At 62.9% G+C, this 14,285-nt stretch carries 12 protein-coding genes and 1 tRNA gene; 5 read left to right on the top strand and 8 right to left on the bottom strand.

Going from position 1 to position 14,285, the window contains the following annotated elements:
* Positions 1-8: 8 nt before the first annotated feature.
* The 6 genes from ATK23_RS09490 to ATK23_RS09465 form a co-directional block, all read right to left on the bottom strand.
* Positions 9-776, bottom strand: a complete 768-nt coding sequence (locus tag ATK23_RS09490; RefSeq protein ID WP_066141139.1) for an amino acid ABC transporter ATP-binding protein — start codon at positions 774-776, stop codon at positions 9-11.
* Positions 763-1,428 (bottom strand): ABC transporter permease subunit, encoded by a 666-nt coding sequence (locus ATK23_RS09485; RefSeq protein WP_038990297.1) that lies wholly within the window; start codon positions 1,426-1,428, stop codon positions 763-765. The genes ATK23_RS09490 and ATK23_RS09485 overlap by 14 nt, the downstream gene beginning before the upstream one ends.
* 72 nt (positions 1,429-1,500) lie before the next feature.
* Positions 1,501-2,322 (bottom strand): amino acid ABC transporter substrate-binding protein, encoded by an 822-nt coding sequence (locus ATK23_RS09480; protein WP_066141138.1) that lies wholly within the window; start codon positions 2,320-2,322, stop codon positions 1,501-1,503.
* 86 nt (positions 2,323-2,408) lie between these two features.
* Positions 2,409-3,338, bottom strand: coding sequence for an AEC family transporter (locus tag ATK23_RS09475; protein WP_066141135.1), 930 nt, complete (start codon positions 3,336-3,338; stop codon positions 2,409-2,411).
* A gap of 66 nt (positions 3,339-3,404) precedes the next feature.
* Positions 3,405-3,475 (bottom strand) — tRNA-Gly (locus ATK23_RS09470).
* A gap of 104 nt (positions 3,476-3,579) precedes the next feature.
* Entirely contained in the window at positions 3,580-4,065 is a 486-nt protein-coding gene (locus tag ATK23_RS09465) for an SseB family protein (RefSeq protein ID WP_066141132.1), read from the bottom strand.
* Positions 4,066-4,176: 111 nt separating this feature from the next.
* On the opposite strand from ATK23_RS09465, the gene ATK23_RS09460 reads away from it, so the two are divergent.
* Positions 4,177-5,883: a fumarate hydratase gene (locus tag ATK23_RS09460; protein WP_066141130.1), complete on the top strand. Its 1,707-nt coding sequence runs from the start codon at positions 4,177-4,179 to the stop codon at positions 5,881-5,883.
* 128 nt (positions 5,884-6,011) lie between these two features.
* On the opposite strand, the gene ATK23_RS09455 is transcribed toward ATK23_RS09460, so the two are convergent.
* Positions 6,012-6,872: a M15 family metallopeptidase gene (locus ATK23_RS09455; protein WP_066141127.1), complete on the bottom strand. Its 861-nt coding sequence runs from the start codon at positions 6,870-6,872 to the stop codon at positions 6,012-6,014.
* A 189-nt stretch (positions 6,873-7,061) separates the two neighbouring features.
* Between ATK23_RS09455 and dcd the strand changes: the two genes are divergently transcribed.
* Positions 7,062-7,643: a dCTP deaminase gene (dcd, locus tag ATK23_RS09450; protein ID WP_038991749.1), complete on the top strand. Its 582-nt coding sequence runs from the start codon at positions 7,062-7,064 to the stop codon at positions 7,641-7,643.
* 82 nt (positions 7,644-7,725) lie between these two features.
* On the opposite strand, the gene ATK23_RS09445 is transcribed toward dcd, so the two are convergent.
* Positions 7,726-9,045 carry an MFS transporter gene (locus ATK23_RS09445; protein WP_066141124.1) on the bottom strand — a complete coding sequence of 440 codons (1,320 nt, stop codon included), beginning with the start codon at positions 9,043-9,045 and terminating at the stop codon, positions 7,726-7,728.
* A 226-nt stretch (positions 9,046-9,271) separates the two neighbouring features.
* On the opposite strand from ATK23_RS09445, the gene ATK23_RS09440 reads away from it, so the two are divergent.
* From ATK23_RS09440 to ATK23_RS09430, 3 genes are read left to right on the top strand one after another with little or no spacing between them, the layout of a single operon-like run.
* Positions 9,272-12,241: a Na+/H+ antiporter subunit A gene (locus ATK23_RS09440; RefSeq protein ID WP_066141121.1), complete on the top strand. Its 2,970-nt coding sequence runs from the start codon at positions 9,272-9,274 to the stop codon at positions 12,239-12,241.
* Positions 12,238-12,687 carry a Na(+)/H(+) antiporter subunit C gene (locus ATK23_RS09435; protein WP_038991744.1) on the top strand — a complete coding sequence of 150 codons (450 nt, stop codon included), beginning with the start codon at positions 12,238-12,240 and terminating at the stop codon, positions 12,685-12,687. Before ATK23_RS09440 ends, ATK23_RS09435 begins: the two co-directional genes overlap by 4 nt.
* Complete coding sequence (locus ATK23_RS09430) at positions 12,684-14,285, top strand: Na+/H+ antiporter subunit D (protein WP_066141118.1); 1,602 nt, start codon at positions 12,684-12,686, stop codon at positions 14,283-14,285. The genes ATK23_RS09435 and ATK23_RS09430 overlap by 4 nt, the downstream gene beginning before the upstream one ends.

The following is a 14,285-nucleotide window of genomic DNA, read 5'->3' as shown; positions in this document are numbered from 1 at the left end:
TATTGCTTTTAGAACGGGTGCAAAAGACGCTGGACGAAACTTCGCGTGCGCGGGTTGGCAGGCGTGCTGAGCACCTGGGCGGCCGGGCCGGTTTCCACGACTACCCCGCCGTCCATGAACACCACGGTGTCAGCCACATCCCGGGCGAAGGCCAGCTCGTGGGTCACCAGCACCATGGACCAGCCCTCCTGGGCCAATTCCTTGATGACGGTGAGCACTTCGCCGACCAGCTCGGGGTCCAGCGCGCTGGTGGGCTCGTCGAAGAGCAGCAGGTCCGGCTGCTGCATCAGCGCGCGCACGATGCCCACGCGCTGCTGCTGTCCGCCGGACAGCGAATTCGGGTAGGCATCGGCCTTGGCTTCCAGGCCGACGCGGGCCAGCAGCTTCTTCGCTTCGGCCAGCACCTGGTCCTTGGGGCGATTCTGCACCTCGATCGGGCCGATGCTCACGTTCTGCAGGACCGTCAGATGCGGAAACAGGTGGTGTCCCTGGAACACCATCGCCGAACGATTGCGCAGGATCTGCGCGGACTTGGGCTTCATCCCGGGGCTGAAGGACACCTCCGGGCCGCCGGCGAATCCGACGGAACCGGCATCGGCGATTTCCAGGCCGTTCAGGCAACGCAGGGCGGTGGTCTTCCCCGAGCCGGACGGGCCGATCAGCGCCAGCACCTCGCCGGAATGCACGGTGAAGTCGATGCCCTTGAGCACCTGGTTCGCCCCGAAGGCCTTGTGCAGGCCGGAGACTGCCAGCAGCGGGGAATTACTTGGCGACATACTTTTCAAGCCTTCCTTCAACAGAGTTTTGCAGGGCCGAAAGCACCAGGCAGATCACCCAGTAGATGGCCGCGGCTTCGCAGTAGAGCAGCAGGAACTCATAGGTGGAAGCCGTGATTTCCTGGGCCTTGCGGAACATTTCGGTGACCAGGATGGTGGAGGCCAGCGAGGTGTCCTTGACCAGTGAGATGAAGGAGTTCGACAGCGGCGGCACGGCCACCCGGGTGGCCTGCGGCAGGATCAGCCGGTACAGGGTGCGTGTGCGCGACATGCCCAGGGTGTAGCCGGCTTCCCATTGGCCTTGGGGGACCGAGAGGATCGCCGCACGGATGATCTCAGCGGCGTAGCCGCCGATATTCAGGCTGAAGGCGATGATGGCGCTGGGCCACGGGTCGATGACCAGGCCCACCGAGGGCATGCCGTAGAAGATGACGAACAGCTGCACCAGCAGCGGCGTGCCGCGGATGATGGAGATGTAGATCCGGGCAATCGAGGACACCACCCGGTTCTTGCTGATCCGCATCAGCGCCATCAGCAGGGCGATGACCAGGCCCAGGGCCATGCTGATCAGGGCCAGCGGAATGGTTGCGGTGATCGCACCTAGGGCCAACGGCCCGAGCGAGTCGAGGAATAACTGCCATTTCGGATCCATGGGCTACCTTTGCGCAAATGAAACTGGCTCCACGCGTTTCCACGTGTGGAGCCAGTCTACTGATAGTGCTTGCTACTTGCTGACGTCTTCGCCGAAGTACTTCTCGGAGATTTTCGCCAGTTCCCCGTCGGCGCGCAGCTCGTCCAGGGCGGTGTCGATCGCCTTGGCCAATTCGGTGGAATCCTTGCGCAGGGCGACCGCGGATTCGCTCTTCTCCTCGGACTCGGCAGCGATCTTGATGCTGTCATCCGGGTTGGTCTTCTGCGCATCAAGGAATGTCAGCTTGTCGTTCACGGTGGCATCGACACGGCCCTGCTTGAGCAGGGTGATCGACTGGGCCCAGCCTTCAACCGGTTCGACATTCGCACCGGCATCCTTGGCGGTCTCGTAGAAGTTGCTGGTCAGCGACTGCGCGGTGGTCTTGCCCTTGAGCGTGTCGAAGGACGTGATGTCGGTATTGTCGCTCTTGGTCACCACCACGCCGGTGGAGACGGTGTAGGGCTGGGTGAACAGGTACTTCTCTTCGCGTTCAGGGTTGATCGAGACCTGATTGGCGATCACATCGAAACGGCCGGCATCCAGGCCGGCGAAGATCGCGTCCCACTGGGTCTCCTGGAACTTGACCTCGACGCCCATCTTCTCGCCGACGGCTTCGATCACCTCGACGTCGTAGCCGGTCAGCTCGCTGCCCTCATGGTAGGAGAAGGGGCGGTAGGTGCCCTCGGTACCTACGGTCAGCACGCCGGAATCCTTGACCTTCTTCAAGGTGTCTCCGGTTTCGGCCGTGGCGCCACCCGAGGCGCTGGGGGAGGCCGGCGAGCCGGAGGACCCGCAGGCGCTCAATGACAGGGCGATGATTGTGGCGGCAGCCAGCAGGGGTGCAGTGCGCTTCATGATGACCTCACTAGGGGAGCGGATAGAACCAGTAGTCCATAGAACACTCTAGTGATGATCGCTTATTCCTGCCGCGCGACGTTACCTCAGATTCCGAGGATGATCGCCAGCAGCATCATCAGCGGGATCGCGCAGATGGTGGTGACCAGCACGGTGTCCTTCGCTACGACCACCCCGTGGTCGTAGCGCATGGCCGTTACGAAAATGTTCTGTGCGGTCGGCAGGCCGGCCATGATGACCGAGGCCACTAGCAGCTCTCCACGCAAATTGAAGACCCAATAGGCAAGTACCCAGGCCAGGAACGGGTGCAGGAGCAGCTTGGCAGCCGTGGCGATCAGCACGTCGGCGCGGCGGCCGGTTTTCTTTTCCAGCGGCTTGGAGCCCACCAGCGAGATGCCGAAAGCCATGAGCATGGCGGGAATCGAGGCGCCGGCAATCAGATCGACGGGTTCAAGCACCATCGAAGGCAGCTCGATGCCGGTCAGCGCCACCAGCAGGCCGAGCAGCGAGCCGATGATCATCGGGTTCTTCGCGGTAGCCAGCAGCAAGGCGATCGGGGTGGTGCGGTGTCGAGAGGTGGTGGCATCCAGCATTGCCAGATTGACCGGCTGGTAGAGGGCCAGCTGGAAGAGGATGATCGGGGCCGCATAGGACATGTCGCCGAGCACGTACAACGCGATGGGCAGCCCCAGGTTCGCGGAGTTCACCGTGGAGGCGGACATCGCGGCGATGATGCTCTCCGATGCCGGGCGCTTCAGCGTCCGCACCGTCGCCAGGTAGTAGATCGCCGCAGTCAAGGCCGCGGACAGGGCAGCCACCCAGAGCAGCGGCCCGAGCACGGAGACCGGATCGGACTCGGCCAGGGTGGTGAACAGCAGGGCCGGGCTGGCCACGAAGAAGGTGACCCGGCTGAGCACGTGGCGGCCCTGGTCGCCGAGGACCCCGGTGCGGCCCACCAGATAGCCGACGAGAATGACGACCCAGATGATGGAGAAGCCTTCGAGGACTCCGGTCATCGTGCTCCTTCGCTGGCTGCAGGGACAGAAACGCCGGAGCACCATTGGTGCCCCGGCATTCGCTTGAGCGGGCGACGGGAATCGAACCCGCGTATCGAGCTTGGGAAGCTAGCGCTCTACCATTGAGCTACGCCCGCAGTGCTCCGAGCGGCCTATTGACGGCCCGGGCATCAAAAGCATATCCCACGAATCTTGCGCACCGGCAAACGGCACGGGAAATCGTGGCAAAAGTTACGAAACGCTATTCCGGACGCTTCTCGTTGAGCAGCTGTTCACGCAAAATCGCCACCCCATCAGCGGGGACTTCGAAGCTGAGCTCGTCGCCGGGGTTCACCACGAAGCCGGTGTTCTCCAATGCGCGCACCACGGTGGCGCCTTGGACCTTCACGCCGTAGGGTGCCATGTCGATGTACGAGGAAGGGATCCGCTCCAGGGTGGTGAAGACCGCTACCACCGCTTCGCCCGAAGGGTTGGTGAGCATCATCGGCTGGGCGTTCTTGTTCTCGCCGGTGACCTCTTCGCGGGAGAGGAAGTACACCTCTGCACTCATGAACGCGCCGATGACCGAACCGGAGAGCTCGGGTTTGTTAAGCCCGGCCTGCAGCATCATCTCGAAGTGCGTTTTGGGCTGAGCCCGCTGCTTGTCCATCGGGGTTTCGATGATCGCATCTGGGCCCTGGGCAGGCTTTTGGTTCTCGTGCGCTTCGGAGGCGTTCTCGTTGCTCATGTATTACAGCATGTCGCGATAAACCTTCAGGTGCAAACGGCGAATGCGGTTAATTCGGGGTAAAGGCCTAAAATGGCAGATGAGCACCCACGATTGAATCAAGGACTGAGCATGCCTGAATTCCGTTATGAGGATCTTCTGCCCATTGGCGAAGACACCACCAAATACCGCAAGATTTCCTCCGAAGGCGTCGAGGTAGTCGCCGGTCCGGACGGGAAGAACTTCCTGAAGGTCGCGCCGGAAGCCTTGGAGCAGCTGGCAGAAACGGCGCTGCACGATATCTCGCACTACCTGCGCCCGGCCCACCTGCAGCAGCTGCGCAACATCCTCGACGATGAGGAAGCCAGCCCGAACGACAAGTTCGTGGCGCTGGACCTGCTGAAGAACGCGAACATCGCCGCCGGCGGCATCCTGCCGATGTGCCAGGACACCGGTACCGCGATCGTGATGGGCAAGCGCGGCCAACGCGTGCTCACCGAAGAGCAGGACGAGATTTCGCTCTCGCGCGGCATCTACAACGCCTACACCCGGCTGAACCTGCGCTACTCGCAGCTGGCTCCGATCACCACCTGGGAAGAGAAGGCCACCGGCAACAACCTCCCGGCGCAGATCGACCTGTACGCGAACACCAAGGACGGCGCTGACACCAGCTACAAGTTCCTGTTCATGGCCAAGGGCGGCGGATCGGCCAACAAGTCCTTCCTGTACCAGGAGACCAAGGCGATCCTCAACGAGAACTCGATGCTGAAGTTCCTCGACGAGAAGTTGCGCTCGCTGGGCACCGCCGCGTGCCCTCCATATCACCTGTCCATCGTCATCGGCGGCACCAGTGCCGAGATGGCATTGAAGACCGCGAAGTACGGTTCGGCCAAGTACCTGGACTCGCTGCCCACCGAGGGCGCGATGACCGGCCGCGGCTTCCGCGACACCGAACTGGAAGAAAAAGTCCTGGAACTGACCCGCCACTTCGGCATCGGCGCCCAGTTCGGCGGCAAGTACTTCTGCCACGACGTGCGCGTGGTGCGCCTGCCGCGCCACGGCGCCTCGATGCCGGTGGCCATCGCCGTATCCTGCTCGGCCGACCGCCAGATGCTGGCCAAGATCACCGAGGAAGGCCTGTTTGTCGAGCAGCTGGAAACCGATCCGGCCCGCTTCATGCCGGACGAATCCCACCCGGCCATCGCGGCCCACGACCACGAGACCGATGGCGTCACCGGCACCGGCGGTTCTTCCGTGGTGAAGATCGATTTGAACAAGCCGATGGATGAGATCCTGGCCGAGCTGACCAAATACCCGGTCAAGACCCGGCTGTCGCTGACCGGCCCGCTGGTGGTCGCCCGCGACATCGCCCACGCCAAGATCAAGGAGCGCCTGGACGCCGGCGAGGACATGCCGCAGTACCTCAAGGACCACCCGGTGTACTACGCCGGCCCGGCCAAGACCCCGGAGGGCATGCCCTCGGGTTCCTTCGGCCCGACCACCGCAGGCCGCATGGACTCCTATGTCGACCAGTTCCAAGCTGCCGGCGGCTCGATGGTCATGCTGGCCAAGGGCAACCGCTCCAAGCAGGTCACCGATGCCTGCAACACGCACGGCGGCTTCTACCTGGGCTCCATCGGCGGCCCGGCCGCGCGCCTGGCCCAGGATTGCATCAAGAAGGTCGAGGTGCTCGAATACGAGGAGCTGGGCATGGAAGCAATCTGGAAGATCGAGGTCGAGGACTTCCCTGCCTTCATCGTCGTCGATGACAAGGGCGAGGACTTCTTTGCCGAGACGCTGAAGCCGACCTTCACCGGCATCCCAGTGCGTGCGAAGTAGGACTTCAAGCTAGTAGGAGCCGCCAGCTGAAAGTTGGCGGCTCCTTTTCCTGTTCGGGCCGCTTTGTCCCCGTCGCCGGGAACGAGGAACCAGGTCCGGGCTTGGCAGTGAATCCTGCCCCGGGGTGGCTACTGGGTGAAGCCGAAGCCCCAGTCGCGGTACGGCGGAAGGAAACGCAGGACCAGCAAGTCCTCGTCCACGACAACATCTTCGCCAGCCTTCTGGGATTCTTCCTTCGGCTTTTCTTGCTTGGCCTTTGCCGGTTCCTTCTCGATGGCAACCTCAGCTTCGCTCTGCTTGGCGCTCTCAAGCGAGTCGGCGAGCATCTGGTGGTACTCTTCGAAGGTTTCTGCGCCGGAAGCCAGCATCGCTTCGGCATGCTCGGTTCCGATGTAGCGCACATGCCATGGCTCGTACTTGTAGCCGGTGATCTCTTCCTTGCCCTGTGGATAGCGGATGACCAGGCCGTACTCCACCGCATGTTCGGCGATCCACAAACCGGCCGGAGTCTGGCCGAACTCTGCCTTCAATTCGGCACGGCTGTTGGTGTAGCCCAGGTCTGCGGCCAAACCGAGCTGGTGCTCGCTGGTCCCGGGGCGTGCAGAAATGCGTTCGGCATAGGCAGTGCCGTATTTGGCTTGGTACTGGTTGAACAGCACCGCCTGGCGCTCGTAGGAACGGTAGGCGCTGAGCAGCTTGATCGAGTGGCCGGCGGCGCGTGCGTCGGCAATGAGGGCTTCGACCGCCTTGGCGGCTTCTGGACGCAGGGTCATCGAGCTGCCGGCAACACTCACCAGCTTGCCTGGAACGTAGTCTTCTGGCGAAAGCTTCGTGCTGGGGTTGATCAGGGCCAGGGGGCTCGATGCCTTCGTCAGCTGCGAGCTCTCCACCGCAGGCAGATCCTCAGCCGGCGCAGCGAGTGCGGCGGTGCCGGAGAGCAGCAGTGCCGAGGCGAGTACGGTGCCAGTCAGCGCGGAGGCTAGACGCATGTTGAATAAACCCTTGTGTTGCGGAGCGATGATGGGAAAACCCAACTTAACGATAGCTGGAAACACTGGGTATTTGGTGAGAAATCCGCCACCGGCGGGTGAACAGGAGGCGCCTGCGGGAATCGACTCGCCGTACATATTTGGCCCAATAGTTCGGCTGCCGGGGAAAGTCAGGATAAATTTATATCCGTGTTGTATTCAGATGGTGATATTCGTCGAGAAATAGCGTCCGGTGAGATTGGGCTGGAGCCCTTTGAACCGGCGATGGTCCAGCCCGCATCCGTGGATGTTCGACTTGACCGGTTCTTCCGGCTTTTCGACAACCACAAGTATGCGCACATCGACCCTTCGGTGGAGCAAGATGAGCTCACCCGCCTGGTCGAGGTCGACCCCGATGAGCCATTCATCCTGCACCCGGGCGAATTCGTGCTCGGCTCAACCTATGAAGTGGTGACCTTGGGCCACGGCGTGGCAGCCCGCCTGGAGGGCAAGAGCTCGCTGGGACGGCTCGGTCTGCTTACCCATTCCACCGCAGGCTTCATCGATCCGGGCTTCTCCGGACACGTGACCTTGGAACTGTCCAACATGGCAACCCTCCCTATTAAGCTGTGGCCCGGTTCGAAGATAGGCCAGCTGTGCTTCTTCAAGCTGACCTCGGACACCGAGCACCCTTATGGTTCCGGCCCTTACGGCAACCGCTACCAGGGCCAGCGCGGCCCAACGGCTTCGCGCAGCCACCTGAACTTTCACCGGACGAGCATCGAGAACTAACGGCAGCACGCCTGGTCATCTCGCAAACGGCGCTGGCTCCCAACGATTGTTGGGAGCCAGCGCCGTTTGCACTCGGGTTGGCTCAGGCGGCCTTCTTCGGCGCGCGGATCGGCAGGAGCAGCAGCAGGCCGAGAGCCAAGACCACCAGGATGCCCAGGATGCCGTAGCGCTGAGCTTCACCGGATGCCACCAGCGGGGTGGCGATGGCGATGGCCCCGGCGAACAGCGCAGGTGCCAAGAAGGACACGGCGCGGCCGGTCGTCGCATACAAGCCGAAGAGTTCCCCTTCGCGCCCTTCGGGAATCAAGCGCGAGAGGTAGGAACGTGAAGCTGCCTGTGCCGGCCCGACGAACAGGCACAGCAGCAGGCCGAAGATCCAGAAACCTGTGGCTTTGGGCGAGAAGAAGACGCCAGCGCCGGCCACCAGCAGGCCGATGAGCGAACCGACAATGACAGCCTTCGGTCCCGCCCAGTCATCGATCCGGCCGCCAAGCACTGCACCCAGGGCGGCAACCACGTTGCCGACGATGGCGAAGATGATCACTTCGGTCAATTCGAAACCGAAGGTGCCGGCGGCAATGACCCCGCCGAAGGTGAAGATCGCTGCCAGCCCGTCGCGGAAGACGGCCGACGAACACAAGAAGAACAGCAGGTTGCGGTCGTTGCGCCACAGTTCCTTGATGTTGTTGAACAGCACCTTGTAGGTCTGAACCAACGGGATCTTCTTCGACGTGCTCGGCGGTGCTTCAGGGATCACGAAGAACAGCGGCAGCGCGAAGAGCAGGCACCATGCGGCCGAGAGTATTGCCACCCAGCGCAGGTTCAGGGATTCATCGGTATTGGCACCCGGCCATTCCACAATGGGCTGCACGAACAGGAAGAGCACCAAGGCGAGGGCGAGGATGCCGCCGACATAGCCCATGCCCCAGCCGAAGCCGGAGACCTTGCCGACCGTTGCCTTGGTGGAAATCTGGTTCAGCACCGCGTTGTAGTTCACGCCGGCGAATTCGCCGACGACAGACATGCCCGCGATAAGGATAGCGCCGAACCAGAGGTAGGAAGGGTCGGGGTAGACGAAGAAGCAGGCCGCGCAGATCACCACGAGAATCAGCGTGTTGACCACGATCCACAGCTTGCGTCGTCCGGCAACATCGGCCCGGAGCCCGGTGACTGGCACCAGCAGGGCGATGGCCAAACCGCCGACGGCCAGTGCCTGCGAGAGCACCAATGAAGCATGATCGGTATCGCCAAAAAGCTCGCTGGTCAGATAGACGGTGAAGACGAAGGTAATCATTACCGCGTTGATCGCCGCTTGGCCCCAGTCCCAGCTGGCCCAGGCCCATGTGTACCTATTAAGCCACTTTTCACGAATCGCTGACGGTTCGACCTGATTGATTCCCATGCTCGCATCGTACCGGCAACTGGTAATCAGCGAATGAATAGGAACGACTTTTTAGAAAATATCGAGCGATTCAGAAAATCAGCTGGTTGCGGAAAACGCGGGGAATATTCCATAACCGACACATTCCTGCAATGGCAGGCAGCTGCTGGCTGATAAAATTGCAGATGCAGACGCTTTTTGCGGCGTTCTGGATACTCTGCCCACCACCAGCCGACAGAGGAAATGCGTGCTAATAATTCTCACTGCGCTGTTTGTGACCGCTCTTTTATGTCCACTGATATTCAGGGCCCTGAAGCGTAACGGTTTCTACGTTGTGGCGGTCGTTCCTGCAGTGGGATTCATTTGGTTGCTGACCCGCATGCCTGCGGTGCTTTCCGCTGACAATTCACTGGCCAATGGTGCGCCGAATGCGCCGCCATCAGTTCAGATGGAATGGATTCCCGGGCTGAACATCGCCCTGAATTTCCGCATGGATTCCTTGGCCGCGACAATCCTGCTGCTGATCCTGGGCGTGGGCGCGCTGGTGCTGTTCTATTGCGCCCGCTACTTCAAGAATGATGATCCTCAGATCGGCGGCTTCGCGGCGAAGATGGTAGCTTTCGCCGGGGCCATGACCGGCCTGGTGACGGCAGATGACATCATCATCATGTTCATTTTCTGGGAAATCACCAGTGTCCTTTCCTACTTGCTGATCGGTTTCAGCCAGGCCCTGATCACCGCGCGCCGTTCGGCCATGAACGCCCTGATCATCACGACCCTCGGCGGTCTGGTGATGCTCGCCGGCATCCTGATGCTCGGCGCGGCGGCCGGCAGCTACCAGCTGTCGGAAATCATGGCGTCGGCCGATGCGCTGGTGGCGCTGGGGACCTTCACCGATGTTGCGGTGGCGCTGATCATCGTCGGTGCGATCTCCAAGTCGGCCCTGGTGCCCTTCCACTTCTGGCTGCCCGGTGCCATGGCGGCCCCGACTCCGGTGTCCGCGTACCTGCACGCGGCGGCCATGGTCAAGGCCGGTGTCTACCTGATCGCCCGCCTGGCCCCCGGCTTTGCCGAGACCGCGCTGTGGGCACCCATGACCGTGGGCATCGGCATTCTGACCATGCTCATCGGAGGCTACCGGGCGCTCAAGCAATACGACCTCAAGCTGATCCTGGCCTTCGGCACGGTCTCGCAGCTGGGCTTCATCATCGCGGTCTTCGGCTTCGGCACGCCCGAAGCCGCCTTCGCGGCGCTGGCCATGACGCTGGCGCACGGCCTGTTCAAGGCGACGCTGTTCTTGAGCGTGGGTATCATCGACCACAACACCGGTACGCGCGATATCCGCAAGCTCACCGGTTTGGGCCGGGCCATGCCGATCCTGGCCACGACCACCGGCATTGCCGCGGCCTCCATGGCCGGCGTTCCGCTGCTGTTCGGCTTTGTCGCCAAGGAGGCTGTCTACGAGGCGACCCTGCACCTGGATACCGGGTGGTCGCTCGCGGCACTCATCGGCATCCTGCTCGGCGCGGCGCTGACCATGGCCTATTCGCTGCGCTTCTTCTTCGGAGCGTTTGGCGTGAAGAAAAAGAAGCTGCCTGCGCTGCAGTGCAAGGCCCCGACGCTGATCTTCCTGGCCCCCTTGCTGGTTCTTTCGGCGGCGACGCTGTTCCTCGGCCTCTACCCGCAGCTGGTGGAGCCGTTGGCCATCCACTGGTCGGCCGCGCAGGGCGGCCCTGGCAAGATGCACCTGCTGCCCTTCGCCGGCTTCAACGCGGCCATCGGGCTGAGTGCCATTTCCGTGGGCCTGGGCCTGTGCTTCTTCTGGCTGCGCCACCGCACCGACACCGGCGCCCCGCTGCGCCGGATGATCACCTCGGCCGAGGAGATCTACCGCATGTCGGTGAACGGGCTGGACAAGGCGGCCATTTGGATCACCGGTCGCACCCAGCGCGGTTCGCTGTCCTTCTACCTGGGCGTCATTCTGGTCGTGGTGCTGGTGATTCCGCTGGCCATCGCGCTGACCGTCTACACCCCGTGGCCGTCGAACTGGATCATCGCCGACCACCCGGCACAGCTGCTGATCGGTGCGGTGATCATCGCCGGTGCGGTGGTTGCCATTACCGCGCCGAAGCGCTTCATGGCGGTGCTGATGGTTTCGGTAACCGGCTATGGCATGGTCGCGATCTTCGCCCTGCAAGGTGCCCCCGACCTGGCACTGACCCAGCTGCTGGTGGAGACCATCGTGCTGGTCTCCTTCGTGCTCGCCCTGCGCGCCTTGCCCAAGCGGTTGTGGGTCGGGCTGACCAAGATCAAGTGGGGCCGGGCGATCTTGGCGATCTCCCTGGCCTTGATGGTCGTCTACATCGCCATCGCGATGATGGCCGCGCGCACCGAGGCACGCATTTCCCTGGCTTGGCCGGACCTGGCCTACTACGACGGATTCGGCAAGAACATCGTCAACGTGGCCCTGGTGGATATGCGCGTGTGGGATACCTTCGGTGAAATTACCGTGCTGGCGGCGGCAGCCACCGGTGTGGCGTCGCTGATCTTCGCCGGACGCAGCTTCGGCAACCGGGTACGCGCCCACCATGTGGCCCCGGGCAGCATCGACGCCGGCTCCGAAGCCATCGGCACCAAGGACTCGAAGGAAACCGAGCTGCGCATCGCCCGGCGTTTCGCTTCCAGCTCCAACCAGGACTGGCTGATGGCCGGCAACACGCTGGTCGCTGAACGCCGCTCGATCATTTTCGAAGTTGTCACCCGGCTGATGTTCCACACCGTGCTGATCATGTCGGTGTACACGCTGCTGACCGGTCACAACACCCCGGGCGGTGGCTTTGCGGGCGGGCTGATTGCGGGCTTGGCGCTGACCATCCGCTACCTGGCCGGAGGCCGCGTGGAACTGTCCGAGTCAATGCGCATCGCTCCGGGCATGCTGATTGGCGGTGGCATTGCGCTGGCCGGCTTGGCCGGCATCGTGCCGTTGCTGCTGGGCGATGGCATCTTCACCACTTATGCCCTGGAATTCTGGTTCTTCGGCGAGCACAAGTTCGTTTCCTCAACGATTTTCGATATTGGAGTGTATCTGGTGGTCCTTGGCCTCGTGCAGGATGTGCTGCGTTCCCTGGGCAGCGAAATCGATTCGCTGTCCGAGGGCCGCAGCCCGGTGGACCGCCACGATGAAATCCAGGCATCACGGACAGGAGTTGGCCGATGAGCGTGAATATCACCTTCCTCGTCGTCACCGGCGTGCTGCTGGCCGCCGGCTTCTACCTGGTGCTCGAACGCACCCTGACCCGTGTGCTGCTGGGCATCATGCTGCTGGGCAACGGCATCAACCTGCTGCTCCTCACCAGTGGCGGCCGCAAGGGAGCGGCACCGCTGTTCAACCCCGAGGTGCCCGCGGACGAGTATTCCGATCCGCTGCCGCAGGCGCTGATCCTCACAGCGATCGTGATCACCTTCGCAGTGACCGCGTTCCTGCTCGCGATGATCTACCGGTCCTGGACCTTGACCAGCGCAGATGAGCTCACCGATGACACCGAAGATATCAAGGTGTCCCAGAAGACCGCCTACGACGAGGAAGAGGACTCGCCGGTGGCTGAGGACACGACCGAATTCGTCGATGAAGAAGGCCGCCCAGTGCGCGAGGGGGAAGAGTGAATTTCCTGGATCTAGCCCCGTTGGCTGTGGTGCTGCCGATCTTCGGCGCCGGTGCCGCATTCCTGGCCCGCCGCCAGGTCCGCATGCAGCGCCTGATCACTATCGGCATCCTCACCCTGACCCTGGTGCTCGAAGCCGGGATGCTCGCCGCCGTGTGGGGCGGGGAAAGCTACGCCATCCACATTGGCGGCTGGGACTCGCCTTTCGGCATCGCGCTGATGGTCGACGGGTTCAGCTCGTTCATGCTGCTGGTCTCCACGGTTGTTTCGCTCGCCGTGCTGCTCTTCGCCACCAGCCAGGGCCTGGCCGATGGCGATGAGCCCGGACCGGTGTCGGTTTTCCATCCGGCCTACCTGATCCTGCTCGCCGGCGTGTCCAACGCCTTCCTGGCAGCCGACCTCTTCAACCTGTATGTCGGATTCGAAATCCTGCTCACCGCCAGCTATGTGCTGCTGACTCTGGGCGGCACCGCTGAACGCATCCGCGCCGGCACCACCTATGTGGTGGTATCGGTGGTCTCCTCGGTGATCTTCCTGATGGCCATCGCGATGATCTACGCGGCCACCGGCACGGTGAACATGGCAGACCTCGCGGTGAAGCTGCCTGAATTGGGCCAGGGCCCGCAGCTGATCCTGCATGTGCTGCTGCTGATCGCCTTCGGCATCAAGGCCGCGGTCTTCCCGCTGTCGCTGTGGCTTCCGGACTCCTACCCGACCGCGCCGGCACCGGTCACCGCTGTGTTCGCCGGGCTGCTAACCAAGGTGGGCGTCTACGCGATCGTCCGCACCGAAACCCTGCTCTTCCCGGGCGGCTCGGTCAACGCCGGCCTGCTGGTGGTGTCCGCGCTGACCATGGTCATCGGCATCCTCGGTGCGCTGGCGCAGACGGACTTCAAACGCATGCTCTCCTTCACGCTGACCAGCCACATCGGCTATCTGATCTTCGGCGTGGCAGTGGGCGGGCCGCTGGCCATCGCCGCGACCATCTACTATGTCGGCCACCACATCATCGTGCAGACCTCGCTGTTCATGGTGGCGGGCCTGATCGAACGCCGTGCCGGCAGCTCTAATGTCACCCGGCTCGGTTCGCTGGCCAAGCTGTCCCCGGCGCTCTCCCTGCTCTTCTTCATCCCGGCCATCAACCTGGGCGGCATCCCGCCATTCTCCGGGTTCCTGGGCAAGTTCGGGCTGCTGCATGCTGCCGCGCAGGACGCCGACCCGCTGACCTGGGTAGTGATCGGTGCCGGGCTGCTGACCAGCCTGCTGACCCTGCTGGCGATCATCCGCGTGTGGGCCCGCGTGTTCTGGCGCCGTGCCGCCGATGCCGAGGTGCCCAACCAGGAGCTGGTGGCCGAAGCGACGCAGGTCGCCGACGAGACGCTGGCCGGCGGTGCGCAGAACCCGCGCCTGGGCTTGAAGCTGGCCAAGCAGCTGGAAGCCGACTCCTTGCCCTGGGGCATGCGCTATGCCACCGGTTCGCTGGTGCTGGCGGGCATCGCCCTGGCCGTCTTTGCCGGGCCGATCTTCGAATTCTGCGAGCGGGTGGCCGCTGAGCTGATCGCCCGCGAACCATATATCAGCTCGATCTTGCCATTCTGA

It is taken from the genome of Glutamicibacter nicotianae (genome assembly GCF_002797775.1).
GTDB lineage: Bacteria > Actinomycetota > Actinomycetes > Actinomycetales > Micrococcaceae > Glutamicibacter > Glutamicibacter nicotianae.
Note: the sequence above shows the minus strand (reverse complement) of the source record. Positions and strands in the feature narration are given on the sequence as shown.

Excerpts from the sequence above, each read along its gene's own strand:
- ATK23_RS09490 (WP_066141139.1), bottom strand. The coding sequence starts at position 776 with ATGTCGCCAAGTAATTCCCCGCTGCTGGCAGTCTCCGGCCTGCACAAG.
- ATK23_RS09455 (WP_066141127.1), bottom strand. The coding sequence starts at position 6,872 with ATGCGTCTAGCCTCCGCGCTGACTGGCACCGTACTCGCCTCGGCACTG.
- ATK23_RS09480 (WP_066141138.1), bottom strand. The coding sequence starts at position 2,322 with ATGAAGCGCACTGCACCCCTGCTGGCTGCCGCCACAATCATCGCCCTG.
- ATK23_RS09485 (WP_038990297.1), bottom strand. The coding sequence starts at position 1,428 with ATGGATCCGAAATGGCAGTTATTCCTCGACTCGCTCGGGCCGTTGGCC.
- ATK23_RS09465 (WP_066141132.1), bottom strand. The coding sequence starts at position 4,065 with ATGAGCAACGAGAACGCCTCCGAAGCGCACGAGAACCAAAAGCCTGCC.
- ATK23_RS09475 (WP_066141135.1), bottom strand. The coding sequence starts at position 3,338 with ATGACCGGAGTCCTCGAAGGCTTCTCCATCATCTGGGTCGTCATTCTC.
- ATK23_RS09435 (WP_038991744.1), top strand. The coding sequence starts at position 12,238 with ATGAGCGTGAATATCACCTTCCTCGTCGTCACCGGCGTGCTGCTGGCC.
- ATK23_RS09445 (WP_066141124.1), bottom strand. The coding sequence starts at position 9,045 with ATGGGAATCAATCAGGTCGAACCGTCAGCGATTCGTGAAAAGTGGCTT.
- ATK23_RS09460 (WP_066141130.1), top strand. The coding sequence starts at position 4,177 with ATGCCTGAATTCCGTTATGAGGATCTTCTGCCCATTGGCGAAGACACC.